This is a genomic window from Pseudosulfitobacter pseudonitzschiae, from assembly GCF_900129395.1.
In the GTDB taxonomy this organism is placed as follows: Bacteria; Pseudomonadota; Alphaproteobacteria; order Rhodobacterales; family Rhodobacteraceae; genus Pseudosulfitobacter; species Pseudosulfitobacter pseudonitzschiae.
In genome coordinates this window covers 590254-616568 of sequence record NZ_FQVP01000002.1, presented here as the reverse complement: position 1 = coordinate 616568, position 26315 = coordinate 590254, and the positions used below count along the sequence as shown (strand labels likewise).

Annotated in this window: 26 protein-coding genes; 9 read left to right on the top strand and 17 right to left on the bottom strand. The window is 63.8% G+C overall.

Going from position 1 to position 26315, the window contains the following annotated elements:
- Positions 1-49: 49 nt before the first annotated feature.
- Entirely contained in the window at positions 50-880 is an 831-nt protein-coding gene (locus BUC08_RS07290; RefSeq protein ID WP_037925343.1) for a 3-oxoadipate:acetyl-CoA acetyltransferase, read from the bottom strand.
- Between the two features lie 228 nt (positions 881-1108).
- Between BUC08_RS07290 and BUC08_RS07285 the strand changes: the two genes are divergently transcribed.
- The 3 genes from BUC08_RS07285 (at position 1109) to BUC08_RS07275 (ending at position 7350) form a co-directional block, all read left to right on the top strand.
- On the top strand, positions 1109-4504 hold the full coding sequence (locus BUC08_RS07285; RefSeq protein WP_037925341.1) for an indolepyruvate ferredoxin oxidoreductase family protein: 3396 nt from the start codon (positions 1109-1111) through the stop codon (positions 4502-4504).
- Positions 4505-4613: 109 nt separating this feature from the next.
- On the top strand, positions 4614-5459 hold the full coding sequence (locus tag BUC08_RS07280; protein ID WP_037925338.1) for a DMT family transporter: 846 nt from the start codon (positions 4614-4616) through the stop codon (positions 5457-5459).
- 91 nt (positions 5460-5550) lie between these two features.
- Entirely contained in the window at positions 5551-7350 is a 1800-nt protein-coding gene (locus tag BUC08_RS07275) for an IlvD/Edd family dehydratase (protein ID WP_037925336.1), read from the top strand.
- 9 nt (positions 7351-7359) lie between these two features.
- Here BUC08_RS07275 and BUC08_RS07270 read toward each other — a convergent pair whose 3' ends face one another.
- From BUC08_RS07270 to BUC08_RS07260, 3 genes are all read right to left on the bottom strand, one after another.
- Entirely contained in the window at positions 7360-8157 is a 798-nt protein-coding gene (locus tag BUC08_RS07270; RefSeq protein WP_037925334.1) for a TIGR03084 family metal-binding protein, read from the bottom strand.
- Between the two features lie 89 nt (positions 8158-8246).
- Positions 8247-9653: an MATE family efflux transporter gene (locus BUC08_RS07265; RefSeq protein ID WP_037925331.1), complete on the bottom strand. Its 1407-nt coding sequence runs from the start codon at positions 9651-9653 to the stop codon at positions 8247-8249.
- A gap of 4 nt (positions 9654-9657) precedes the next feature.
- A complete protein-coding gene (locus BUC08_RS07260) occupies positions 9658-10170 on the bottom strand; it encodes a PaaI family thioesterase (protein ID WP_200796201.1) in 513 nt (170 codons plus the stop codon).
- Between the two features lie 95 nt (positions 10171-10265).
- Here BUC08_RS07260 and BUC08_RS07255 point away from each other — a divergent pair, with 95 nt between their 5' ends.
- Positions 10266-10715 carry a winged helix-turn-helix transcriptional regulator gene (locus BUC08_RS07255; protein WP_037925328.1) on the top strand — a complete coding sequence of 150 codons (450 nt, stop codon included), beginning with the start codon at positions 10266-10268 and terminating at the stop codon, positions 10713-10715.
- A 181-nt stretch (positions 10716-10896) separates the two neighbouring features.
- Positions 10897-11805 (top strand): sugar kinase, encoded by a 909-nt coding sequence (locus BUC08_RS07250; RefSeq protein WP_037925325.1) that lies wholly within the window; start codon positions 10897-10899, stop codon positions 11803-11805.
- An 8-nt stretch (positions 11806-11813) separates the two neighbouring features.
- Here the strand turns inward: BUC08_RS07250 and queF are convergent, their stop codons facing one another.
- From queF to BUC08_RS07190, 11 genes are all read right to left on the bottom strand, one after another.
- Positions 11814-12275, bottom strand: a complete 462-nt coding sequence (gene queF, locus BUC08_RS07245; protein ID WP_037925323.1) for a preQ(1) synthase — start codon at positions 12273-12275, stop codon at positions 11814-11816.
- A gap of 19 nt (positions 12276-12294) precedes the next feature.
- On the bottom strand, positions 12295-13005 hold the full coding sequence (queE, locus tag BUC08_RS07240) for a 7-carboxy-7-deazaguanine synthase QueE (RefSeq protein WP_037925320.1): 711 nt from the start codon (positions 13003-13005) through the stop codon (positions 12295-12297).
- A complete protein-coding gene (gene queD / locus BUC08_RS07235; protein WP_037925318.1) occupies positions 13002-13355 on the bottom strand; it encodes a 6-carboxytetrahydropterin synthase QueD in 354 nt (117 codons plus the stop codon). The genes queE and queD overlap by 4 nt, the downstream gene beginning before the upstream one ends.
- The gene (queC, locus tag BUC08_RS07230) at positions 13355-14056 is read right to left on the bottom strand and encodes a 7-cyano-7-deazaguanine synthase QueC (protein WP_037925315.1); all 702 of its coding nucleotides are present in this window, start codon (positions 14054-14056) and stop codon (positions 13355-13357) included. Before queC ends, queD begins: the two co-directional genes overlap by 1 nt.
- Positions 14057-14228: 172 nt before the next feature.
- Positions 14229-15077 (bottom strand): fumarylacetoacetate hydrolase family protein, encoded by an 849-nt coding sequence (locus BUC08_RS07225; protein ID WP_037925312.1) that lies wholly within the window; start codon positions 15075-15077, stop codon positions 14229-14231.
- A 30-nt stretch (positions 15078-15107) separates the two neighbouring features.
- Positions 15108-15851, bottom strand: a complete 744-nt coding sequence (locus BUC08_RS07220; protein WP_037925310.1) for an SDR family oxidoreductase — start codon at positions 15849-15851, stop codon at positions 15108-15110.
- Between the two features lie 21 nt (positions 15852-15872).
- Positions 15873-16799: a DMT family transporter gene (locus tag BUC08_RS07215; RefSeq protein ID WP_037925308.1), complete on the bottom strand. Its 927-nt coding sequence runs from the start codon at positions 16797-16799 to the stop codon at positions 15873-15875.
- Positions 16800-17051: 252 nt separating this feature from the next.
- Positions 17052-17285 carry a hypothetical protein gene (locus BUC08_RS07205; RefSeq protein WP_143186693.1) on the bottom strand — a complete coding sequence of 78 codons (234 nt, stop codon included), beginning with the start codon at positions 17283-17285 and terminating at the stop codon, positions 17052-17054.
- A 56-nt stretch (positions 17286-17341) separates the two neighbouring features.
- Positions 17342-18937, bottom strand: coding sequence for a TRAP transporter large permease (locus tag BUC08_RS07200; RefSeq protein ID WP_037925303.1), 1596 nt, complete (start codon positions 18935-18937; stop codon positions 17342-17344).
- Between the two features lie 5 nt (positions 18938-18942).
- The gene (locus BUC08_RS07195; RefSeq protein WP_037925624.1) at positions 18943-19752 is read right to left on the bottom strand and encodes a TRAP transporter small permease subunit; all 810 of its coding nucleotides are present in this window, start codon (positions 19750-19752) and stop codon (positions 18943-18945) included.
- A 106-nt stretch (positions 19753-19858) separates the two neighbouring features.
- Positions 19859-20875 carry a TRAP transporter substrate-binding protein gene (locus tag BUC08_RS07190; RefSeq protein WP_037925299.1) on the bottom strand — a complete coding sequence of 339 codons (1017 nt, stop codon included), beginning with the start codon at positions 20873-20875 and terminating at the stop codon, positions 19859-19861.
- 214 nt (positions 20876-21089) lie between these two features.
- Between BUC08_RS07190 and BUC08_RS07185 the strand changes: the two genes are divergently transcribed.
- Both BUC08_RS07185 and BUC08_RS07180 read left to right on the top strand, forming a co-directional pair.
- Positions 21090-21764, top strand: coding sequence for a GntR family transcriptional regulator (locus BUC08_RS07185; RefSeq protein ID WP_037925297.1), 675 nt, complete (start codon positions 21090-21092; stop codon positions 21762-21764).
- A 10-nt stretch (positions 21765-21774) separates the two neighbouring features.
- On the top strand, positions 21775-22743 hold the full coding sequence (locus BUC08_RS07180; RefSeq protein WP_037925294.1) for a LysR family transcriptional regulator: 969 nt from the start codon (positions 21775-21777) through the stop codon (positions 22741-22743).
- A gap of 94 nt (positions 22744-22837) precedes the next feature.
- Here the strand turns inward: BUC08_RS07180 and BUC08_RS07175 are convergent, their stop codons facing one another.
- A complete protein-coding gene (locus BUC08_RS07175) occupies positions 22838-23308 on the bottom strand; it encodes a Dps family protein (protein WP_037925293.1) in 471 nt (156 codons plus the stop codon).
- An 11-nt stretch (positions 23309-23319) separates the two neighbouring features.
- Complete coding sequence (locus tag BUC08_RS07170) at positions 23320-23742, bottom strand: hypothetical protein (RefSeq protein ID WP_143186692.1); 423 nt, start codon at positions 23740-23742, stop codon at positions 23320-23322.
- 71 nt (positions 23743-23813) lie between these two features.
- On the opposite strand from BUC08_RS07170, the gene BUC08_RS07165 reads away from it, so the two are divergent.
- Entirely contained in the window at positions 23814-25355 is a 1542-nt protein-coding gene (locus BUC08_RS07165) for a di-heme oxidoreductase family protein (RefSeq protein ID WP_037925290.1), read from the top strand.
- The gene (locus BUC08_RS07160; protein ID WP_051694224.1) at positions 25355-26314 is read left to right on the top strand and encodes an imelysin family protein; all 960 of its coding nucleotides are present in this window, start codon (positions 25355-25357) and stop codon (positions 26312-26314) included. Before BUC08_RS07165 ends, BUC08_RS07160 begins: the two co-directional genes overlap by 1 nt.
- Position 26315: the final 1 nt, after the last annotated feature.

Sequence of the window (26315 nt, the reverse complement as noted above, 5' to 3'; positions counted from 1 at the left end):
GGTGTTCAGGTCCGGTTGCACGGCATGAACATGGTGCAACCGGGTAAAGTCAAGCCGCCCGCAGACCCAAAAGCGCGCGCGCCTGCGCAGGCGTGGCGATGGGGCGGCTGTGTTTTTGTGCGATTTCCACGGTGCGCTGCACCAGCGCTGCATTCGACGGGGCCAGCGTGTCACGGTCCAGCCGCACGTTGTCCTCCATCCCGGTGCGCGCGTGTCCGCCTGCGGCAATGGACCATTCATTCAGCACCGCCTGTTGCGCTCCGATCCCCGCCGCACACCATGGCGCGCCGGGCAGCAGGCGTTTCACGGTTTCGACGTAATAGTCGAACACATGCTTGTCCGCGGGCATCGCGTTTTTCACGCCCATGACAAACTGGATATACGGCGTGTCTTTAATGCGCCCGTCGCCGTGCATTTTGACGGCTTGCAGGATGTGCGACAGATCAAAGGCTTCGACCTCGGGCTTGATGTCATGGGTGACCATTTCGGACGCCAGCCAGTCCACCAGGTCGGGTGGGTTCTCGTAGACGCGGGTCGGAAAATTGTTCGACCCCACCGACAGCGACGCCATGTCGGGCCGCAGGGACAACATCGCCCCCCGCGCCTGTCCGGCCCCCGAGCGGCCACCGGTGGAAAACTGGATGATCAGGCCGGGGCAATGCTTTTCCAGACCTTCCTTGAGGGCTGCAAACTTGTCAGGATCGCTTGACGGCGTTTCATCCGCATTGCGCACATGGGCGTGACAGATCGTGGCACCGGCCTCGAACGCTTCGTGCATGCTTTCCACCTGTTCGGCGACGCTGATCGGCACGGCGGGGTTGTTCGCCTTGGTCGGCAGCGATCCGGTGATGGCGCAGCAAATGATAAGCGGATTGGTCATTGAGGTCGGCCCTTTTGAAAGCGTTGCCCGGGTTATGGCAAGCCTCGCCATCGGGGGCAATGGTGCGCGCGGACACGCGCCGCCAACTGGAATGGTAAATTTTTCCCATATCCGGCTTTGCGTGGAAATTTCCGCTCATCACATTAGCTATGCAGACAATATCAGACCGGAAATAGGCGCCGTCCTGCGCTATGATGGTCACCAGATGCCAGCACCGGAGCCCCCCCCATGAGCAAGCTTGATCCCGCCTTTGAGACCTACCAGCTGTCCGACCGTTACACCGCGCAAACGGGTCGCGTGTTCCTGACCGGCACGCAGGCGCTGGTGCGCATCATGCTGGATCAGGCCGCCCGCGACCGCGCCGCGGGGATGAACACCGCCGGGTTCGTATCGGGCTATCGCGGCTCACCGCTGGGCGGGGTCGATCTGGAAATGTGGCGGACGAAAAAGCTGCTGGCTGAGAACGCCATCGAATTCATGCCCGCCGTGAACGAAGACCTTGGCGCCACCGCCGTTCTGGGCGCGCAACAGGCGACGCTGGACCCCGACTGCACTGTCGAGGGCGTGTTTTCCATGTGGTATGGCAAGGGGCCGGGCGTGGACCGGTCGGGCGATGCGCTGAAGCACGGCAACGCCTACGGCTCGTCCCCCAAGGGCGGTGTGCTGGTGGTGGCGGGGGACGACCACGGCTGTGTGTCCTCGTCGATGCCGCATCAGTCCGACGTAGCCTTCATGTCGTGGTTCATGCCCACGCTGAACCCCGCCACGGTCGCGGAATACCTGGAATTTGGCGAATACGGCATCGCCCTGTCGCGGTTCTCGGGCACATGGGTCGGGTTCAAGGCGGTGTCGGAAACCGTCGAGGCGGCGCAGTCGATTGACCTGAAACCGGCCCGCACCTTTGTCCAACCCGACTATACAGCCCCCCAAGGCGGCCTGCACGTGCGCCCCGCCGACCTGCCCAGCCCCGCCATCGAAACCCGCATCGGTGCCAAGCTGGAAGCCGTTGAGGCCTTTGTTCAGGCCAACCGGATCGACCGGCATATCTATGACATCAAGGATGCAAAATTCGGTATCGTCACCACCGGCAAGGGCCACCTGGACCTGATGGAGGCGCTGCGCCTGCTGGGCGTGGACGAGGCCGCCTGCCGCCGGTTGGGCATCGACATTTACAAGGTCGGCATGGTCTGGCCGCTGGCCCGCCGCGACGCGCTGGATTTTGTGCGCGGCAAGGAAGAGGTGCTGGTGATCGAGGAAAAACGCGGCATCATCGAAAGCCAGTTCAAGGAATATTTCTATGACTGGCCCGGCGACAAACCGGCGCGCATGGTCGGCAAACACCGCGCGGCAGGTGATCCGCTGATCCCGTGGACGGGCGAGCTGTCGCCACTGCTGCTGGCGCCCATCGTGGCCGAGCGGCTGGATGCGTTTTTCCCTGATGAAGGTCTGCCTGCCAAGGCCGCTGCCCTGACCGAAACCCCGCCCCCCGTGCTGTCGCGCCCCGGTGCCACCCGCACGCCCTATTTCTGTTCGGGCTGCCCGCACAACACGTCGACCAAAGTGCCCGAAGGCTCGACCGCCGCCAGCGGCATCGGCTGTCACGTCATGGCGTCCTGGATGGACCGCAACACCGTCGGATACGCCCAGATGGGCGGCGAAGGCGTGCCATGGACCGCCGCCAGCCGGTTCAACGGCAACAAGCATATCTTCCAGAACCTGGGCGAGGGTACGTGGTATCACTCCGGCTCGCTGGCCATCCGCCAGTCGGTCGCGGCGAAATCCAACATCACCTACAAGATCCTGTACAACGACGCGGTTGCCATGACCGGCGGCCAGCCGGTTGACGGCCCCGTCAGCGTACTGGGCATCGCCCAGACCTGCCGTGCCGAAGGCGTCGAACGGATCGCGCTGGTGTCGGACAACATCGACAAGTTCGACAAGGCCGACTTCCCCCGCCACACCAGCTTTCACGACCGCGCCGACATGGACACCGTGCAGCGCGAACTGCGCGAGGTCAAAGGCACCAGCGTCCTGATCTACGAGCAAACCTGCGCCACCGAAAAACGCCGCCGCCGCAAACGCGGCACGGCAGAAGACCCGCCGCGCTTTGCCTATATCAACGATCTGGTCTGCGAAGGCTGCGGCGACTGCTCGGTCGAAAGCAACTGCCTGAGCGTCGAGCCGAAAGAGACCCCGTTCGGCCGCAAGCGCAAGATCAACCTGTCGTCGTGCAACAAGGATTTCTCGTGCCTGAACGGCTTTTGCCCCAGCTTTGTCACCGTCGAGGGGGCAACCCGGCGCAAACGCGAGGTCAGCATTGACCTGAGCGGCCCGCTGGCCGCCCTGCCGCAACCGCAGGTGCCGCGTCTGGATGCGCCCTACGGCCTGCTGGTGGCGGGTGTCGGCGGCACAGGCGTCGTCACGGTCGGCGCGCTGATCACCATGGCCGCGCACCTTGAGGGCAAAGGGTCAAGCGTGCTGGATTTCACCGGCTTTGCACAGAAATTCGGGACGGTTCTGGGCTACGTGCGGCTGGCCCCCACCCCCGCTGACATCCACCAGGTGCGCATCGAGGCAGGCCGCGCCGACGCCATGATCGCCTGCGATGCGGTTGTGGCATCCTCGCCCAAGGCGTCGATGCACTTGCGCCAAGGCACCCGCGTGGTGATCAACCGCGCCGAAATGCCCACTGGCGATCTGGTCCTGCGCCGCGATGCCGATCTGGAGATTGACGAACGCGAGGCAATGGTGCGCGGCGTTGTGGGCCATGACAACGTTTTGGGCATGGATGCCAATAAGCTGTCCGAGGATCTGATGGGTGACGCGGTGTTTGCCAACATCATCCTGCTGGGGGCAGCGTGGCAACAAGGGCTGGTGCCGGTCAGCGAGGTTGCCTTGAAACAGGCGATGCTGCTGAACGGCGTGGCCGTGGACAAGAACAAACAGGCCTTTGACATCGGCCGCGTGCTGGCGGTGAACCCGGATGCGCTGGGTGTGGCAGAGCAGGCCGAGGCCGACGAAACCCTCGAACAGATCATCGACCGCCGTGCCGATTTCCTGACCGACTATCAGGACGCGAAATACGCCAAACGCTACCGTGACCGGCTGGCACGTCTGGCCACGGACCTGCCGCCCGAACTGGTCGCCGTGGCGGCGCGCTCGCTGTTCAAACTGATGGCCTACAAGGACGAATACGAGGTCGCCCGCCTGATGACACAGACGGGGTTCGCGGCGAAACTGGCCGAGGAGTTCGAAGGCGATTACAAGGTAAACTACCACCTTGCCCCGCCCCTGTTGCCGCTGGGCAAGGATGCCCGTGGCCGTCCGAACAAACGCGCCTTTGGCCAGTGGATGACGCCCATGTTGCGTGGCATGGCCCGCTTCAAGGGGCTGCGCGGCACGCCCTTTGATCCGTTCGGCTACAGCCACGACCGCAAGCTGGACCGCGCCCTGCTGCGCTGGTTCGACGAGGTCATGGACCGCGTGGCCGACCGCCACAGCGCGGACACAGCCGAGGCCTGCGCCGAGTTGCTCGCCCTGCCGATGGATGTGCGCGGCTATGGCCCCGTGCGCGAAAAGGCAGCGGCGGATGTGATGGCGCGGGCCGAAGCGGTCAAACTCTGAACGCCGCACCAGCCACAGAGGCAGCCCCCCGACCCGGGCGCTGCCTCTGGCTTTCACCGGACAGCGTGCCCCTCTGGACCGCACCCGCCGAATACACCACAACACCCCCATGACCGCGCTCACCCTTGGCATCGTCGCAGCCTTCGCATGGGGCTTTCACGACATCTGCATCCGCTGGCTCAGCCAGTCGGTGCCGCTGTTGGCATCCTTGCTGGCGGTGCTGGTCACGGGGCTGTTGTTTCACGGCGGTTTCATGGTCTGGCACGGCGACCTTGCCGCACCCAACGGCCCCGCCCTGATCTATGCGCTGGCCTCGGGCCTGACCTTCCTGCTTGCTTCGCTTGGCCTCTATGGCGCGTTTCAGCGCGGTCCGGTGCGGCTGGTGGCACCGGTCATCGCCAGCTACCCCGTGTTGTCCGTCGCATGGGCCGCCCTGCGGGGGGCCGAGGTTTCGGCCTTGCAGTGGCTGGCGGTCCTTGCCGTGGTGGCAGGCGTCTCTGCCGTCGCCGCGCTCGCAGATGAGGACCGCAACGACGTGCCGCCCAAGGGCCGCACGATCCTCTATGCCGCAGCCTCTGCCGTCGGGTTCGCCACCACATTTGCCTTGGGTCAGATGGCGGTCGAAAGCTGGGACGAACTGTCGGTCAGCTTTGTCACCCGCAGCGTCGCCATCGTGGCGCTGATCACGATCATCGTCATTGCCCGCGTGCCGTTCTGGGCAGGCCTGCGCGCCCTGCCCGTGCTGGCGTTGATGGGATTGGCGGATGCGATTGCCTTGGCCTGCGTGATGACCGCAGGCCGTATGCCCGACGCGCAGTACGCCGCCGTCGCCGCCTCGTGCTTTGGCCTGCTGACCATCGTCCTGGCCTGGGCCATCCTGCGCGAACGCATGACGGCACCGCAATGGCTGGGCTGTGCCGTGACCTTTGCAGGCATCGGCTATCTGGCGATGTGACCACACTGGCTCTGGACACGGCCCCCGTCTTGCCTTCAAGATGGTATACCAAATATACACGTGCTGATTCACGCCCCGAAGGAGCCACCCGATGTCCAAGATACGCCCGCAGGATCTACGTTCGCGCAAATGGTTCCTGAACCCGGAAAACATGGAAATGACGGCGCTCTACCTGGAACGCTATCTGAACTACGGGCTGACCCGCGAGGAACTGCAATCCGGCAAGCCGATCATCGGCATCGCGCAGACGGGCAGCGACCTCAGCCCCTGCAACCGCCACCACCTGGAACTGACCAAACGCGTGCGCGACGGCATCATCGCCGCCGGTGGCGTGCCGATGGAGGTGCCCGTGCACCCGATTCAGGAAACCGGCAAACGCCCCACCGCGATGCTGGACCGCAACCTGGCCTATCTGGGTCTGGTCGAGGCGCTGTATGGCTATCCGCTGGACGGCGTCGTGCTGAACATCGGCTGTGACAAGACCACGCCTGCCCTGCTGATGGCCGCCGCCACCGTGAACATCCCCGCCATCGCCCTGTCGGTCGGCCCGATGCTGAACGGCTGGTTCGAGGGCGAACGCGCAGGCTCGGGCACCGTGATCTGGAAGGCCCGCGAACGGCTGGCCTCGGGCGAGATCAACGACGAACAATTCATGGAAATCGCCGCCGCCTCGGCCCCGTCCGTGGGCTATTGCAACACCATGGGCACCGCGACCACGATGAACTCACTGGCCGAAGCACTGGGGATGCAACTGCCCGGTGCCGCCGCCATTCCCGCCCCCTACCGCGAACGCGGGCAGATCAGCTACGAGACCGGCAAGCGCATCGTCGACATGGTCTGGGAGGACCTGCGCCCCTCAGACATCATGACGCGCGAGGCTTTCGAGAACGCAATTGCCGTGAACTCGGCCCTTGGCGGATCGACCAACGCGCCGATCCACCTGAACGCCGTGGCCCGGCATCTGGGCGTTCCGCTGGACAATGACGACTGGCAGGCACACGGCCACCACATCCCGCTGCTGGTGAACCTGCAACCGGCGGGCACATATCTGGGCGAGGATTTCCACCGCGCCGGCGGCGTGCCTGCGGTGATCGGTGCGCTGCTGCGCGCGGGTCTGCTGCCCAATCCCGATGCGATCACTGCCAACGGCCAGTCCATGGCCACCAACTGCGGCGAAAAGGCATCGGTGAATGACGACGTGATCCGCACGGTCGAGGCACCGCTGATGCAGAACGCAGGCTTTATCAACCTCAAGGGCACGCTGTTCGACAGTGCGATCATGAAAACCAGCGTGATCGACGCGGCCTTTCGCAAGGCCTACCTTAGCAATCCCGACGACCCCGAAGCGTTCGAAGGCCGCGTCGTGGTCTTCGACGGCCCCGAGGATTACCACCACCGCATCGACGATCCGGCCGAGAACATCGACGCAAGCTGCATTCTGGTGATGCGCGGCGCAGGCCCAAAGGGCTATCCCGGCGGCGCCGAAGTGGTGAACATGCGCGCGCCGTCCTATCTGCTGAAACAGGGCATCAAGGCGCTGCCCTGTATCGGCGACGGGAGGCAATCGGGCACCTCGGGATCACCCTCGATCCTGAACGCGGCCCCCGAGGCGGCAGACAACGGCGGGCTGGCGTTGCTGCGCAATGGGGACCGGCTGCGCATTGATCTGAACAAATGCACCGCCGACATCCTGCTGTCCGACGAAGAACTGACCGCGCGGCGCGCGGCGTTGCTGGCCGACGGCGGCTACAAATATCCCGCCAGCCAGTCACCGTGGCAGCAGTATTTCCGCGAGCTGGTCGAACCCTTCGACAAGGGCATGACCCTGCGCGACGCGGCCAACTATCAGGACATCGCCCGCAGCAGGGGGACACCGCGCGACAACCACTAAGCGGCGTCGCTAGCGGCGCATGTGACGCGCGCCGGGGGCCGGCGGATCTTCGGGCGGGCCGGCAAAGCATTGCGCCATCGCCATCCATTGCGCCGCGACGGGTCCGGTGGTCCGCAGCGCCGTGTCGGCCACGTTGCGGGTCTGGCAAACCACTTGGGCAAACTCCACCGCCGTACCGTCGACACGGTTGTCAGGCTGTTCATCACCCCATGTCCATACGGCACCCGACGGCCCGGTCAGCTGGACAAAGGGCGCAGGCGTCGGCACCTCAAGCCCGCGATTGGCAAAGGTCCAGCCAAAAGTCGCCACCCCCAGATGCGCAATACTGCGGACCCGGTCGTGTTCAGTACGCGTCTGGCCCAGCAAGTCAAACACCGCCTGCCCGTGCGCCCATGTCTCCATCAGCCGTGCCGTGACCGAAGACAGCGCGCTCATGTCCGGCCCGGCCCATTTCAGGCGCTTCTTCGGATCGGCTTCGGCAAAGGCATCGGCGGTAGCGTGAGCCGCGCGCCCCCATTCCTCCATCAGGGCACACCCCCGCAGCCCGGCCAGCCAAGGGTATTGCAGTTCACGCAACGAGATCCCCTTGTCCATGCCCCGTTTGATCGGCGCAAAGAAGTCGGCAAAGGCCGCATCGCTTTCCAGCGACTTGGCAGCGGCCACGTTGAACAGATGCAAATGACCGACCACGTCGTCTATGGTCCAGCCTTTGAACAGGGTCGGCAGGTCAAATTCGGCCTCGGACAACGGCTGCAGGATCGCGGCCAATGCGTCGGTTTCATCGCGGAAATCTTCGGCTTGCTGCATGGGACCTCTGTGGGGGTTGGGATGCAGGCAGGTTGGTCAATCCGATTGACGAACGCAACCGCGACGGCGCGTCCCCTGCCCGCCAGCTCTTACCGCCAGCGCGTGATCCTGACCGCAGCCGCCGTCACCGCACCGTAAACCACCGTCCCGCAAGCCACCCCGACAAACACCGCCTCGACGCCCATGTCGGTCCGGCCGATCAACACCAGCGCCACGCCAAAGGCCACAGCCATGCGAAACAGACTGGCAATCACCGGCCACGCCATCCGCGCCGCCCCCTGGCTGGCAAAGAACAAGGCCAGCCCCAGGCCGAAAAACGCATAGAATGGCGCCACCGTGCGGAAATAGGCCCGCCCGACCTCCAGCGTCGCGGTGTCGGAAGCATCGAGGAAGATGCGCAGCCACAGGTCGGGAAAAACCGCCAGCACCGCGCCGATGCCTCCGACAATGACAGCGGCCCCGACGGCTCCGGTCCACGCCACCCGCAACGCGCGGGGCGTGTTGCCCGCGCCGATGTTGGCGCCGACCATTGCCGTCATGGCGGTGCCAATTCCAAAAACCACCGGGATCATCAGGAACTCCAGCCGCGCGCCCAATCCATAGCCCGCAAGGGCCGCCGTGCCGAACCGTCCGACCAGTGCGACCATCAGCACAATGGTCAGCACCGACTGAACCGAGTTCACCGATGCAATGATGCCCACGCGCAGGATGTCGCGGAACATCTCGCCACGCAGCCGCCCCAGCGCGCCGCCCATGCTCAGCCCTGCACGCCCCGACAGCACCAGGGCGATGGCAACCAGCCCCGCCGCGCCATTGGCCGCTATCAGCCCCAGTGCAAGCCCCGCCATGCCCAGCGCCGGAAACGGACCCCAGCCCAGCGCCAGCGCGCCCGACAGCGGGATCGACCCCAGCGAAGCCACGAACAACAACACCGACGGCGTGCCCATGTTGCCGGTGCCCCGGATCACGCTCAGCGTGCCATTGCACAGCCACAGCGCCAGACACCCCGGAAAGAACACGCCCGCATAGGAGAGCGCCGCCGCCACGGCAGTATCACCCCCGCCCAGCGCGACAAAGATCGTACGCCCGAACAGCGCCATCAACACCGCCGAGCCCGCGGCAAAGCCGACCCCGATGATCCACGCGGCCACCGTCAGCCCGCTGGCCCGCGACGTGTCCCCCCCGCCCAGCGACCGCGCCACCGCCGCCGAGATTGCACCGCCCATGGCCCCCGCCGACAGCATCTGGGTCAGCATCACCAGCGGAAACACCAGCGCCAGACCGGCCAGCGCATTCACCCCCATGAGACCTGCGAAAAATGCCTCGGCAATGCTGGTGACCGAGGTCACGAACATCGCCAGCACATTGGGGGCCGCCAGCCGCGCCAGCGTACGCCCGATGGGATCATGCAACAGGCTGTGCGTGCGCGCCGCACGGGCCGCCGCTGTCGGATCGGGCAGGTTCATCGCGGGGCGCAGGGCGGGGGCGTCGGTCATCACCTCAGCCCTTGCGCAGCGGGAAAATAAAGCAGGTCGTCGATGCGTGCGCATACAGCTTGCCATCCTCGACCCCCACCAACCGCGCCTCGGCGGTGGCCATCTGGCGGCCGCGATGGATCACGGTGCCGGTCGCACGCATCCGGCCTGCGTCCGGGCGCATGGGGCGGGTATAGTTCACTTTCAACTCGGCCGTCGAAAACCCCTCGCCCGCCTGCAAGGTCGTGTGGATCGACAGTCCCAGCGCCGAATCCAGCACCGTCGCCGCAAAGCCGCCGTGCACGCCGCCCATGGGGTTCAACACATAATCGCTGGGCGTTGCATCCACCACCGCGTGGCCTTCGCCCAGCTCGTGCGGGATGTGCATCCCGATGGTCGGCCCGATCGACGGTTCTGCCCCGATCCGCCCGCCGGTCAACGCCTGCAAATACTCCAGCCCAGACATCTGCATCGCCGCCGCCCCGTCAAAGGCGGGCATGGGATAGTCATAGCTGCGGGTCTTGGTCTGAAGGGACATGGCGGTTTCCTTTGCATTCACATAAGTGGGTTCTATTTTAGAACTAACTAGTAAGTTCTCTTTCGGAACCTGTCAATATGGTGTATGGTGGACCCATGAAATGGAATGACCTTGGAACCGATCCCTGCCCTGTTGCGCGCGCCCTCTCGGTGATCGGCGACCGCTGGACCATGCTGGTGGTACGTGAGTGTTTTTTCGGCATCCGCCGCTTTGACCAGATGCAAGAGCGTCTGGGCATCACCCGGCACGTGCTGGCCGACCGCCTGCGCACCCTCGAAGATGCCGGCGTGCTGCGCCGCGAGGCCTATCAGGAACGCCCCGTGCGCTACGAATACCGGCTGACCGAACGGGGCAAGGCGCTGCATCCCGTTCTGGTGTCGCTGATCACCTGGGCCAACGACGCGGTGCCGCCGCCCGAACAGTCCTCTGTCACACTGGTATCGCGCAGCACCGGTGCGCCGGTTAACCCCGTCCTGATCGACGCAAACACCGGCACCCCCATCACGCCCCACACGGTCACCGCACAGCGCAACGAAGGCGCCTGACCCTTCATCTTGCCAGACAAACTCCGGGGGAGGCGCGCAGCGCCGGGGGGCAGCGCCCCCATAAATAAAACAGTCGCGCCAGCGGCATTTCGCCTTTGCCTGCCCTTCCCCCCCAGAACGCGGCCCGTTATGGTAGCGCAACCATAGCCAACCGCGCTTTTGCGGTCCGACCCGAGGTGACATGAAACCCTATTCCAAGATTGCCTGCATCGGCGAAGTGATGATCGAAATCGTCGGCCAGCAAACCGGCGATGCCCGCCTGAACGTGGCCGGTGACAGCTACAACACCGCTGTCTATCTGGCGCAACTGGCGCGCGGCACCGACTGCACCGTGTCCTATGTCACGGCGCTGGGGCAGGACACCTTTTCGCAGCGTGCGGTGGCGGACATGGGCCGGTTTGGCATCGACACCACCCACATCGAACGCCGCGCGGATCGCAACATCGGGCTGTACGCCATCGACACCGATGATGCGGGCGAACGCAGTTTTACCTACTGGCGATCCGAAAGTGCGGCGCGCACGCTGTTCAGCACGCCCTGCACCGTGGGACTGGACGTGCTGGGCGATTTTGACCTGGTCTATCTGTCGGGCATCACTCTGGCGATCCTGCCCGCGCCGGTGCGCAAGGCGCTGATCGACACGCTGGCCCTGTACCGGCAGGCCGGCGGCACCGTGGCTTATGACAGCAACCACCGCCCCCGCCTGTGGGAAGACGCGCAAACCGCCATTGACGTGAACAACGCCATGTGGGCCGTGACGGACATTGCCGTTCCATCAGTCGATGACGAAATGGCGATCCACGGCGACACCACCGAAGGCGCGGTTCTGGCGCGCCTTGACGCTGCGGGCCTGACCGACGGGGCACTGAAACGCGGCCCCGCAGGTCCCTTTGACCTGTCGCGCAGCACCTCCGGCCTGCGCTTTGCCCGCGCGGCCAACGTGGTGGACACCACCGCCGCCGGCGACAGTTTCAACGCAGGCTACCTGTTCGAACGGGCGCGTGGGTCGGAACAGGCCGTGGCCTTGCAGGCCGGGCACGATCTGGCGTCACGGGTGATCGGCCACAAGGGCGCGATCATCGACATCTGAAGCGCGGACTACCCCCGGCCACGATAGGGCGGCACGCCCTGATCGGGAATCCAGACATCTGCAGGCATGGCTCCCGTTTGCCAGAACACGTCAATCGGGATGCCGCCGCGCGGATACCAGTACCCGCCGATCCGCAGCCAGCGCGGTGACAGCAATTCCACCAGCCGCCGTGCAATCGAAACGGTGCAATCCTCGTGGAATGCGCCGTGATTGCGGAATGCGCCCAGAAACAGCTTGAGCGATTTGGATTCGACCAGCCACTGATCTGGTACATAATCAATGACAATATGTGCAAAATCCGGCTGGCCCGTCATCGGGCAAAGCGATGTGAACTCGGGCGCGGTGAAGCGCACGCAATAGGACACATCCGCCTGCGGGTTCGCCACACGCTCCAGAACCGCCTGCTCGGGGGTTTCGGGCAACTCGGTCTTGCCGCCCAGTTGTTTCAGGTCGCTGTAAATCGTTTCCATATGATGTTCCTTCGGCGGGTCAGACCCCGCGTTTGTTGCCCCAGAGCAAGACGTGAAGTTGCGGCAGAACGCGCGGCGCGAACCAGCCGTCGGCGGTGACCTTCTCGACCAGCCACAACAGCCGGTCCGACAGGTCCTGGGGGTCAACCGGCTGGGCCGGATCGACCTGCGGGTTGCCGGGTTGCAGGTACAGCGGCAGCGTCGGAAAACGCGCGGCCACTTGTTGCGCCCAAGCATAGTCGGCGTCGTCAAAGATCACGATTTTCAGAACCGTCTGCACGGCCCCTTGGCCCGCCATGATACAGGCGTCAAAGGCATCCCAATCCACCGTCTCACCGCTGGAGGGCGGTTTGGGGCTGAGCACAAGCGTATCAAGATCCCCGAACCACGGTTTCGCCACCGACCCTTGGGTCTCGCAGGCAAAGCGATAGCCTGCCTGCTGCCCCCGCGCGATCAGGGCGGTAAAGTCCTGAATGGCGGGATTGCCGCCCGACAGCGACACCGTCAACGGATTGCCCCGCGAGAGGCGCGTGATCTCGGCCCAGACCTGATCCGTGGTCATCCGCGCCCAGCTTTGACGATGCACGGGGTCAACCGCGTGCAGACTGTCGCACCAGACACAGCGGTAATCGCACCCGCCCGTGCGTACGAACACCGTCGGCTCCCCGATCAGTGCGCCTTCGCCCTGGATGGTGGGGCCGAAAATTTCGGCAATGCGCAGCCCGGTCATGGCCTGTATTCCGCCCATGTCTTGGGCGTCTCGCTGACCCTGACCGCGGTCGTCTCGGGCCAGCGCGCGGCGCACCAGTCATAGAAATGGCGCGCCATGTTCTCGCCGGTTGACGGCACGCCCATCACGTCGTTCAGATGCCTGTGGTCGAACGCCGCGTCAATATAGTCTTTCAGCGGCTTCAACTCGCCATAGTCGCGCACGAACCCGTCCGCATTCAGCGCTTCCGCCGCCAGTTCGACCACCACGACATAGTTGTGCCCGTGCAGGCGCGCGCATTGATGCCCGTCAGGCAGATGCGCCAGTTGATGCGAGGCGGAGAAATGGAACTCCTTGGTGATCCTGTACATCAGCCCTGCCCCCGTTGCGCCACGGCCTGCACCCAGAAATCCGGGTCGTCATAGGTGGTGGGGTCGCTGACACCGGCCAGATCAAAGGCTTCGCGGCGTTCCACACAGGTGCCGCAGCGCCCACAATGATGCGCGCCGCCTTTGTAGCACGACCATGTATCGACAAAGGGCGTGCCAAAGCGGTAACCTTCGGTGACGATGTCCGCTTTGGTCCGGTGCACGAAAGGCGTGTACAGCGACACATCCGCATAGCCGTCCAGCGCCTGTTTCTGCATGGCGTCAAAGGCTTCGGCAAACGCCGGGCGGCAATCGGGATAGATAAAGTGATCGCCCCCGTGCACCGCCGTCGCCACCGAGTCGTCGCCACGCGCGGCGGCCACGCCAAAGGCGATGGTCAGCATGATCGCGTTGCGGTTTGGCACCACGGTGATACGCATGCTTTCTTCGGCGTAATGCCCGTCAGGCACGTCGATGTCGTCGGTCAGCGCCGAGCCGGTCAGAGCCGCCCCGATGGCGCGCAGGTCGATGATGTCATGGGGAACGGCCAGACGCTGGGCGCACAGGGCGGCATAGTCCAGTTCCTTGCGATGCCGCTGGCCATAGTCGAACGAGACAAGGCGGGTCAGTTCGTGTTGCTGCGCCACCATGTGCGCAAGCGATACCGAATCCAATCCGCCAGAGCAGATAACGATGGTTTTCATTTTGTACCCTTGTTTTGTTACCCGGGTAGGCTGCGACCGGGATGGCCCTATTAGCCGAGCGTGTTGCAGGTGCCAAGGGGCGGCACGGCGGAAAAATGCCGCCCCGCAATGCCGCAAATAAAAACGGCCCCGCGTGTGCCAACACGCGGGACCGTTCTGTCAAACCATCGGATCAGGCGTCCTGACCGACCTCTTGCCGCTGCACGCCCAGACCGTCGATGCCCAGCTCCATCACGTCGCCTTTTTCCAGATAGACCGGCGTGGGTTTGATCCCCATGCCAACACCCGGAGGCGTGCCGGTCGAAATCACGTCGCCCGGCTGCAAGGTGAACAGCCCGCTGAGATGTTCGATGATCTCGGCCACGGTAAAGATCATGGTTTGCGTGTTGCCGGTCTGCATCCGCTTGCCGTTCACATCCAGATACATCGCCAGCGCCTGCGGGTCCGCAACCTCGTCACGGGTCACCAGCCACGGGCCGGTGGGGCCGAAGGTGTCGCAGCTTTTGCCCTTGGTCCACTGGCCGGTCAGTTGCGACTGGTAGTGGCGTTCGGACACGTCGTTGATCACGCAATAGCCCGCGACATAATCCAGCGCGTCCTCTTTCGAGACGTATTTGGCGGCCTTGCCGATGACGACGCCCAGTTCGACCTCCCAATCCGTGTGGGTCGAGCCGCGCGGCTTCATCACCATGTCGTTGGGACCGACGATGGCGCTGTTGGCCTTCATGAACAGGATCGGATGTTCTGGGATCGCGGCACCGGTTTCGGCGGCGTGGTCGGAATAGTTCAGACCGATGCAGCAGAATTTGCCGATGTTGCCGACGCAGGGGCCAAGACGGGGATTGCCGTCGACCTTGGGCAGGCTGGCGGGGTCGATGTCGCGCAGCTTGGCCAGACCTTCGTCAGACAGCACATCGCCCGCGATGTCGCTCACAACACCCGACAGATCGCGCAGCGTGCCATCGGCGTCCAGCATCCCCGGCTTTTCGGCGCCCGCGTCGCCGTAACGTAGCAGTTTCATATTTTTGTCCTTCTTCCTGATAGTGTCGTGTTAACCCGACCAGCCGCCGTCGATGATGTGGGGCTGTCCGGTGGTAAATCCGCTTTCGTCGCTGGCCAGATACACGACCAGCGCCGCAATCTCTTCCGCTTTTGCCACGCGGCCCATCGGCTGGCGCGACACGAAGGCCTCCAAGGCGGCCTCATAGCTGCCCATCTCTTCGCCCAGCGCCTTAACGCGGTCGTGCCAGCTGGGGCTTTCGACGGTGCCGGGGCAGATACAATTGCAGCGCACGCCGGTCTTGATGTAATCCACCGCCACCGATTTCGTCAGGCCGATCACTGCCGCCTTGGTGGTGCCATAGATGAACCGGTTCGGCGCGCCGATGACGGATGAGCAGGCCGACGACATGTTCACGATCGACCCCGCGCCGCGTTCGACCATGCCGGGCAAGGCCGCGCGGATGGTGCGGAACATGGCCCGCACGTTCAGGTCAAAGGCAAAGTCCCATTCGTCGTCGCTGGCATCCAGCACCGTGCCGTGGTGCACAAAGCCCGCGCAATTGAACAGCACGTCAGGTCGCGACTTGGCAACACCTGCGTTCACGCTGTCGGTGTCGCGGGCGTCCAGCACCATCGTCTCGATCCCGTCGCCCTTGAGTTCGGCCAGCGCCTCGGCGCTGATGTCGGTGGCAAAGACCTGCGCCCCCTCGGCGGCCATCGCCAATGCGCTGGCGCGACCGATCCCCTGCCCTGCGGCGGTGATCAATGCGCGTTTGCCGTCCAGTCTGCCCATGTTCTCTCTCCCTTGATGAATTCAATGCGGTGCGATGTTGGCGGCCTTGTCCGCCGCGGCGCGCTTGCCCAGGATGCGCTCGCGTTGCCAGATGTAGAAACCTGCGGCGATGATGATCAGCCCGCCCGCCAGCGTCCAAAGCGTGGGCCACTGGCTGAAGAAAATGATGCCCGAAACCGCGGCCAGGACGATCTGGATATAGACCACAGGCGCCAGGATCGACGCATCGGCCATGCGGTGCGCCCAGGTGGCCAGGATATGTCCGGTGCCGCCAAAAATGCCGATCAAGGCGAAAAACACCCAGTCGGCAGGCGCTTGCGGCCAGACCCACGAGGACAGCGCAAAGGGCGCGATGCACACTGTCGCCAACCCCGAGGACCAGGTCTGGCTGGTCGCGTTGCTTTCCACCCCCGCCAGCAGGCGGGTCATCAGGAAATAAAGCGACGCGCAGACCAGCGCGCCAAGGTTGAGAAACATCGCGGGGTGAAACTCGGCCCCCCAGGGCTGCATCACCACCAGCACGCCGACAAAACCCACACAGACCGCGATGATCCGGTGCATCCCCACCCGCTCGCCCAACAACGGGATCGCCAACAGCGTCACGACGATGGGACCGGCGAACATGATCGTCGTGGTCACGGTGATCGGCAGATAATACAGCGCGTTGAAATTCAGCGCCGTGCTGCCCAGCAGGAACGCGGACCGCAGGATCTGCTTGCCCGGTGCCATCGACACCAGCGCCTCGCGGCCTTCACGCGGGACAAAGACCGCAAGCGCCAGCAGGAAGTGCACCGCATAGCGTACGAACACCACTTGCAGTGCAGGCAGGCCAGCAAGAACCAGCCATTTGGCCGATGTGTCGATCATGGTGAAAAAGACCACAGCGCCAGCCATGGCGGTCAGGCCCATGGCCGTGCGGTCTTCGCGGGGCAGTACGTGATGGGGCATTCAGTTCGCCTTGACAGAGGTTGCGCGCATCGACACCCGCAGAGGCGCCAGGGGGGCGACCTGCGCGGCGGTGCCGTCAACCGATGCGTAAGGCGGACCCGCCAAGAGGTCCAGAGCACGGGCCCGATCAATGCGGCTTTCGGGGAGGGGCGCACATCTTTGACGCGCCTGCGCGCAAACGGTCCCGCTGGACCCGTGCAGGAGACGCCCGTCTTGCGCGGCGTTTGGTGGAAAACGGTCGAACATCACACTTCAGGCACCGCCACGCGCATCCGACGGCCAGCGGAACACATTGGACGGGTTGCGCGGTGTCAGCACGTAGAAAGTCACCGCGCCACCCGCCTTGACCGCCAGCGACAGGGCACCGTCCAGACCGACACAGCCCTTGTCCAGCTTGGCATCGCCTTTGGCCGCGGTCCCGGCGTGGTCAAGCACCAGAACACCGTCTTTGGCAAACTTGCGATGGTCGTCTGCGGTCAATCGCATCGAAAACTCCTGAAGATATCTGAAACCCCGGATCGGGGCGCGCACGCCCCGATCCTCTAGAGAAAGATCGTCACGATCGGCGGCCATGCCAGCAACACCGCCAGCGCCAGCAACTGCAGGGCGATGAACGGAAGGAAGCCGCGGAAGATATCGGTCAGCGAAATCTCGGGCGGGGCCACGGATTTCAGGTAGAAGGCGGCCGGCCCAAAGGGCGGCGACAGGAAACTGACCTGCATGTTCATACAGAACACCACGCCGAACCAGATCGGGATATAGCGCGCATCGACGCTGCCGAGAAATCCGATCTCTTCGGCGGGCAGGCGCACCACGATGGGCAGGAACACCGGCATGATCAACAGCACGATGCCGACCCAGTCCATGAACATCCCCATGATCAGGAACACGACCATCATCACCAGAATGATCCCCATCGTCGGCATATCCGCCCCCACGATCAGGTTGGCCACATAGGTCGGCCCTCCCACCAGCGTATAGGCCGCAGCCAGCGCGGCCGCACCGATGGTTACCCAGATGATCGTACCGGTGGATTTCAGTGTACGGATCAGGCTGTCCCAGACGATGTCAAAGGTCATCTCGCGGCGCAGCAACCCGATTGCAAAGACCGCAACCACGCCCATGCCGGCCGCCTCGGTGATGCCGGTGATGCCGCCATAGATCGACCCCAGCACAACCCCGATAACGACAATCGGCGCGATCAGCCCCTTGCCCATGGCCCAGCCCCGGCTGGTCCGCTCGCGCCCGACCACGAAAAAGATCAGCACCAACGCCAGCACGAACGTGCCCGCAATCCACGGAATGTCCGACACCATGCCCAGCGGGATCGGGTCCAGCCCTTCGCGGATGGTGTTTTCCCCCGTCACGGTAAAGAACAAAGCCCGTACCATCAGCACTCCGGCCAGCCACAGCGTGAACCGCGACAGGAAGCCCAGGAACATCAGCCCCTTTTCACTGCCGCGCGGCTCGCCCGGAACCGGCGCGGGCAAGGGGGCCAGCGACGGGTTCAACTGTGTCCGCACCACGATGTAGATCAGGAAGAAAGACGCCAGCATGAACCCCGGCAGGAAGGACGCAGTGAACAGCGCCTTGATCGAGGTTTCGGTGACCAGACCGTAAAAGATCAGGACAATCGAGGGCGGAATCATCGTGCCCAGTGACCCTGACGCACAGATCGTGCCGATGGCAAGGTTGCGGTCATATCCCAGCCGCAACATCTGCGGCAGCGCAATCAGGCCCAGCAACACGACCTCGCCGCCGATGATGCCGGACATGGCCGCCATGATCACCGCCATGATCGAGGTCACGATGGCAATGCCGCCGCGCACCTGGCTGAGCCAGACGTTCAGCGACGAATACATGTCGCGCGCAATGCCCGACCGTTCCAGCATTGCCGCCATGAATATGAACAACGGGACAGATATGAGAACATAGTTCGTCATCTGCCGGTACACCGCCTGCCCCAGCACCGACAGCGGCCCGCGCCCGAAAGTGCCGAACAACAGATCGGGCGGGAATTTCAGCGCCAGCGTGACAACAGCGAGAAAGGCCGAGGCAAAGCCAAGCGGCATGCCGATTGCCAGCAGTGCGAACATCGCCAGCAGGATGATCAGGGACAGGGTGCCGATATCGACCATTGAATTCAGTCCTCTTTCAACGTGCGGCGGATGTTTTCGATCTCGGTTTCGTCGATTTCATCCATGGGGGTGTGTTCTTCGGGGTCCTTGTGCCAATCCGCGATCAGGTTCGACACGGCCTGAATGGCCACCAGAACGATAATCAGCAGAACCGCAGGCTTGATCGTTCCGGGAATGGGTGGGTCCCATGCGGTGCCAAAGGTCTCCATCCGCAGGAACCGCTTGGCCGCGTCCGAATAACCGCCCCAGACCAGCGCAAAGGCAAAGCCCACGATCAGCAGGACCGAAAATGAATCAGCCGCCTTTTGTGCCCAGCGGGGCATCATGTTGTAGATGATGTAGATTCGGATGTGGCTGCGTTGCTGCATGGCGTAAAGCCCGGCCAGCAGGAACACGATTGCCGCAATCCACAAGGACAGTTCGTTCGCCCATAGCGTCGGGCGGGCAAAGACATAGCGCGAGACAACCTCGTAGAACATGACCAGCACCACAAAGGCCGTCATGATCATCGCCAGCCGTCCCAGAACCACGGACACCAGATCGAAAAACCCCTCTGGCCGGGTTTCAATCGCGCCCTTGGTGTCGGACAGAAACAAGGACGCAAACAGCAGCGCCGCCACCAGACAGACCAGCATCGCCTGCACCAGCGGCCTGCCGGACGGGCGGATCATTTCGTACATCCCGTAGGCGTTTTCCAAAAACAGTCGCTGGCCGATCAGCAGCGCATAAATGACAACCGTCAGCACCACGAACCCGATCATCGCGGTCTTGACCGGTGCGCGCATCCGGCCCAGCCACAGCGAATTTTCCTGCATCATTTGCCTCCCCACAAGGTTCTCCCGAACAGTCCCGTCCGGTGAAAGAAGGCGGGCCGATCAGGCCCGCCTTGATGTCGGCGTCAGACGTGCGTCCGCCGCCGGATCACTCGCTCAGCAGACCCAACTGCTTGAGGTAGGTCTTGTGGCTTTCCAGCAGCGCGGCCGCTTCGGGCGAACGTGTGCCCCAGTCGTCCCATGCTACCTGTGCGGCACGACGGAACTCGGCGCGGTCCTCAGGCGACCAGTCGTACAGGGTCACGCCCTGCTCTTTCAGCGCAGCCGCCGCCTCGGCGTTGGCTTTCTCGTTGGACAGGGCGACATGGAAAGACAGCTTTTGCCATGCTGTGTCGATGATGCGGCGCTGACCTTCGGTCAGACCTTCCCAGACGTCCTGATTGCACGCCAGGTGATCCGACGGCATCGAATGAAAGCCCGGATAGGTGGCGTGTTTGACGATGTCGTACAGACCCAGGCCGACGTTGTTGGCCAGACCCGAGGCGTCGGCGCCGTCGATGATACCGGTTTCAAGTGCGGTAAAGATCTCGGTGAAATCCATCACGATGGGCGACGCGCCCAGTTCCTGGAAAATCTCGGTCTCCATTCCGGGAGGCGAGCGGAATTTCCAGCCTTTGACATCTTCGAAACCGGCCAGGGGCTTGGACGAGGACAGTGATTCCTGACCGTAGATCGACCAGCCGATCAGCTGCATGCCCTGGGCGTTGTACAGCTCTTGGGCGGCGGCATAGCCGTCACCGTAATACAGCCAGCTGTATTGCTGCCACGGCGTGTCATAGCCACCCATGATGTCGCCGACGAACTGGAACGCGGGGTTCTTGCCGGTCTGATAGGCGCCGCCCGTGGCGTCGCAATCCAGGATGCCGTTGATCGCGGCGTCAAATGTCTCGGTCGTGGCAACCACCGAGGATGAATAGAACATTTCGATGGAAATCTCGCCATCTGACATGGTCTGAACATCGTCAATCCACTGGGCCAGCAGCTTGCCGGTGGGGTGTTCGGTGGCATAGTGCGTCTGGATGCGCAACGTCACATCCTGGGCGAACGCGCTGCCTGCAACCATGGCCGCAGCAGCTGTCGACAGCAAAAGTGTCTTCAGTTTCATAATGTCTTTCCTCCCTAAGCGACATCGAGGCCGCCCTCTTTTTCATTCCATACTTCTGCAACCAGAAGTTGGTCAGGATGGTATACCATCTGCCCGGAGCCTAGCGGGTCACATATCGACAATCAACAAATTTCGGTATACCAAATTGAAAACGGAGACATGTCGCGCAGAACATGCGATACCCAGCCCGGCCCCTTCAGGTGATGGACACTTTATGACCGAAAACCCACTGTCCGAGCAGATCGCAAACCAGCTGCGCCGCAACATCCTGCGCGGCAAACTGCCCCCCGGTGCGAGCATCAAGGAGCGCGACAACGCGACAGAAATGGGGGTCAGCCGCACGCCCCTGCGTGAAGCAGTGCGCATTCTGGCCAAGGAAGGTCTGGTTGACCTGCGCCCCGCGCGCAGCCCCATCGTGTCGATCCCCTCGATCAAACAGGTCTCGGACGAGGTCGAAGTGTTGCTGGCCGTGGAAAAGCTTTCGGGCGAACTGGCATGCGGACGCGCGACTGATGCGGACATTGACGAGATCGAACAGATCGTTGAACAGATGGCTGACCTGTTTGACACCGCCGACCCGCTCGACCTGTTCGAGATCGACATGAGCTTTCATTCAGCCATCGCGCGCGCCTCGCACAACGCACCATTGGCCGAAATCCACCGCACCTTTCTGGCGCGGCTGTGGCGGTCGCGGTTTCTGGCGGCGGTCAAACGGCGCAACCGGGAACGGGTCATCTCGCATCACCGCCAGATCGTCGCCGCCCTGCGCGCGCGTGATCCCCAGGCGATCCGCGCGGCCATCGGCGTTCACCTGGACAAGCTTGGCGACGACATTATCGGCGTGATCAAGCAAGAGCTTGAGGCCAACGGCCCCACCGGCACCGACTGACGCGGCCGCCATGAGCCGCGCGCCCAACCTGCACGCCCTGCCCTATTTCGAGGCTGTCGCCCGTCGGGGCAGCCTGGCCCGCGCGGCCGAAGAAATGTCCGTCTCGCCCTCGGCCGTCAGCCAGCAGATCAAGCTGTTGGAGCAGCAACTGGGGGTCAAGCTGTTCCGCCGCGCGGGCCGCGTGCTCAGCCTGACACTGGAGGGCGAATTGCTGGCGCAAACCGCAGGGACGGCGCTGCGGATGCTGACCGATGCGCAGGCCAACCTGGGCCGCACCCGCACATCGCACCGGCTGAACCTGCGCGTATCGCCCAGCTTTGGCGTGCGGTGGTTGGGGCCGCGCCTGGCGGATTTCCTGACCCGTTACCCTGACTGGGACCTGCGCGTGGATGCCGCCCCCGACCCTACCGATTTCGACCGCGAGATCATGGACATGGACATCCGCTATGGCACCGGCGACTGGCCGGGACTGTGGTGCAAACCGCTTGTGCACGATCATATCCTGCCGCTGGCGCACCCTGACTACTTGGCCGGCCTGCCCGCCAATGATCCGCTGTCGCAGGCCCGCCTGATCGACAGCCCGCGCGCCCATGTGCAATGGGATTTCTGGCTGTGGCACAACAAGGTGACAGGGGCGAACAACCGCAAAACCGTGCTGATGGACCGTTCGTCCATGGCGATCCAGCTGGCCTTGGACGGTGCCGGTGTCGTGCTGGAATCCATGGCGCTGGCGACGGCGGAAATGCAGGCGGGCGATCTTGTTCCGGTCTGCCCCGACCTGCCGGTCCTGCGCTTTCCCGCGCATTGGGTCCGTTGCCCCGCCCGCTTTGTCAAACGCCGCCCGGTGCAGGTGTTTATGGGCTGGGCCGAAACGCAGGCCGCGGCACATGCCGAAGACATGAAGGCCTTGATGGCGCAGCACCGGATGCAAGTCGAAGACATCGTGCCCCAGGCTGCATGGCAGCAACGCCCGTTTTGAAAGCGCGGCATGCCGCCGAAGGTCGGGGGCAAGCTGCGGTAAAGTCTGGCCGCGTCCGTTCGCAAGACCTCAGGACGCGGCCCGGTTCAACGTGTCACGCCAGATGGGCGCGCAGCATCCATGCGAATTTCTCGTGCGCGCGCCCGCGTTCGATCGCCAGGTCCTCGGTCAGCGTGTCGCCGTTTTCGCTCGCCACATGCTCAAGCCCGGACAGGGTTGCCGACAGCTGTTCCTGCGCATCCAGCAGGATCTGGATCATTTCCTTGTCGGACTGATGCCCGTCATGTTCGTCGATTTTCGACCGTTTCAGCATACCCGCCAGTTGGCCCTCGGCGTGGCAATCCAGCGCACGGATACGTTCGGCCAGATCGTCCTGCGCGACGAAGTGATCTTCGTAAAGCGTCTGGAACAGGGCGTGCAGCGGGCCGAAAGACATGCCTTTGACGTTCCAGTGAAAGTTCTGCGCCAGCATGGTCGCCACGGCGGTTTCGGCCACGGCCTGGTTCAGCGCCTCGGCAATCGCCTCGCGTGCGCTGGTGCTGATTTCGGATACAGGTTGTCCCATCGGGTGCTCCTTCAGTTGTTTAAGTGGAATGTATGCTGACCATATGTGTCGGCAACGCGTCGGATCAAAAAAGCGACCCATCGGCGCAAATAGGCCGGTACGCGGCGGGCAATCAGGAAATACAGGCTGTCGCTGTCGCCCCGGCTGGCCGCATCAATCGCCGCCAGAACCCAGCGTTCGTCAAAGCTCAACTCGGCCTCGCCCACCCGAAAGAACCGTGTCGGACGGCCAAAAGCCTCGGGCAATGCGCCCAGAAGGGTGTGCAATGCCTTTTCCGGCGATGCGTCGATCATGGCACAGGCCTGCTCAACCCCCAGCCGAGCAGAGGCGCGGCAGCCACATGCGGCAATACGCAGCGCAGACAATGTGGTCCGGTCGGGTTCCACAGGCGCGCAATCGGGTGCATACAAAGGCTGGATATAAGACGGTTTCATGATCAAACCCGCGTGTATAAGGGTCACAAAGAGCTGGACGACTCTAATTTCCGACAATATTGCTCAGGTTTATGAAGATAACAAGATCACTCTTTGTCGCGGCCTTTTTCGGCACACTTTTGCTGTCGCAGGCAGACGCACAATCCGACCGCTATTCAGGCATCGTGGACGATCCCCATCTGAACGTGGTTCCCCGCACGCCCGCCGAGGCCGAGCGCATCGCAAAGGTTCTGGCACCGCCGCAGGATTTCACCGCGCCGCAGCGGTTCGAGGACCTGCCCGGCGGTGCGGCCACCGTGCGTGTCAAACCCAACGCCGATGCGTTTTCGCAACCCTCCGCCAATCTCAGCTTCGAGGACGAGCTGAATTTCAAGGTCGGCAACGGGCTGTTCCGCAAGATCTGGGTCTCGGCGCCGTCGTCCACATTGGCCTCGGATGGCCTGGGACCACTGTATAACGCGCGGTCCTGCCAACGGTGCCACCTGAAGGACGGGCGCGGCCATCCGCCGGAGCCCGATGCCGAAAACGCGGTGTCGATGTTCCTGCGCGTCTCGATCCCCGACGACGCCGCCCGCATTGCCGACATTCAGGATTATCTGGGCACCGCACCCGACCCGACCTATGGCACGCAACTTCAGGATTTTGCCCTGCCCGGCCTGCCCGCCGAATACCGGCTGCAGATCGACTATGAAGAACGCGCCGTGACCCTGGCCGACGGAACCACCGTGATGCTGCGTGATCCGACCTATACCGCAGCCGATCTGGGCTATGGCCCGCTGCACCCGCAGGCGATGCTGTCGCCCCGCGTGGCACCGCAAATGATCGGTCTGGGCCTGCTTGAGGCGATCCCCGCCGCCGACATTCTGGCGCTGGCCGACCCCGACGATGCAGACGGCGACGGCATTTCGGGCCGCCCCAACGTGGTCTGGTCGGACGAGTTCAACCGCCCCATGCTGGGCCGTTTCGGCCTGAAGGCCGGCGCACCCACGGTCCTGCAACAAAGTGCCGGTGCCTTTGCCGGTGACATCGGCATTTCCAACCCGCTTTACCGCGATCCCTTTGGCGAATGCTCGACCATTCAGGATGCCTGTCGCACCGCGCCGCATGGTGACGGCGACGTGCGCGAGTTCGAGATCGACCAGGAGGGGCTGGATCTGGTTGTGTTCTATTCGCGCAACCTGGCGGTGCCGGCGCGGCGCGACGTGGGCGATCCGCAGGTCTTGCGCGGCAAGCAAGTGTTTTACGACACCGGGTGCGCGTCCTGCCACCAGCCGTCCTTTGTCACCAGCCGCCTGGCCGACCGCCCCGAGCAAAGCTTTCAGCTGATCTGGCCGCACACCGACATGCTGCTGCACGACATGGGCCCCGGCCTGGCAGACAACCGTCCCGAAGCGGTGGCCGATGGCACCGAATGGCGCACCGCCCCGCTGTGGGGCATCGGTTTGACGCAGCAGGTTTCGGGGCATACGCTGTTCCTGCACGACGGGCGCGCGCGGTCGTTGCTGGAGGCGATCCTGTGGCACGGAGGCGAGGCCCAACCGGCCCGCGACCGTGTTGTGAACATGCCCAAGCCCGACCGTGATGCGCTTGTATCCTATCTGGAGAGCCTTTGATGCGTCTTGCCATCCTTTTTGCCCTGCTTCCCCTGTCAGCCATGGCCGACGATCGGGTGGATGCAGCCCTTGACCAGCATATTTTGCCCGCCTTCGCCCATCTGACGGACAGCACTGCGGCCCTTGCCGCCTCGCAGGACTGCGCACCTGTCGCGGCCTGGGCGCAGGCGTCGGACGCATGGCAGGCGGTGTCGCACCTGCGCTTTGGTCCCACGGAAGTGAACAACCGCGGCTTTGCGCTGGCCTATTGGCCCGACCCGCGCGGGGCCACCCCCAAGGCGTTGAACACATTGCTGGGCGATGACGCCCCTGCGGTGGCCGATGCATCCGTCGCGGGGCGCGGTTTCTATGCGATGGAGTTCCTGCTGTTCGACCCCGCCTATCCCGCCAGCGATGCCCGCTGCGCGCTGGTGCACGCGTTGGCCGAGGATGCAAACACCACAACCAAAGCCATCGCCCAAGACTGGAACGACCGCTACGCCGATCTGCTGCGCGATCCGACGAATGCGACCTATCAATCGGACACAGAGGCGCTGCAAGAGTTGTACAAATCCCTGCAAACCGGGCTTGAGTTCACCTCGGACACCCGCATTGGCCGCCCCTTGGGCACCTTTGACCACCCCCGCGCCACCCGCGCCGAGATGCGCCGGTCGGGCCGGTCGCTGAACAACGTGGTCGTATCGCTGACCAGCCTGCAACAACTGGCCCGCGCGCTGGCCTCAGAAGACCCCGAGTTGACCACAGAGATCGACGCGGCATTCGACACGGCATTGGCCCGCGCGGACGAGATTGCACAGATCGAGGGCGGGGCCGATTTCAGCTTTGTGGACGACCCGCAGAACCACCTGAAACTGGAAGTGCTGCAACAAAACATCGACGCCATCCGAGACCTGCTGGCGATGAAGCTGGGGCCGCAATTGGGCGTCAGCGCGGGGTTCAACTCTCTGGACGGAGACTGAC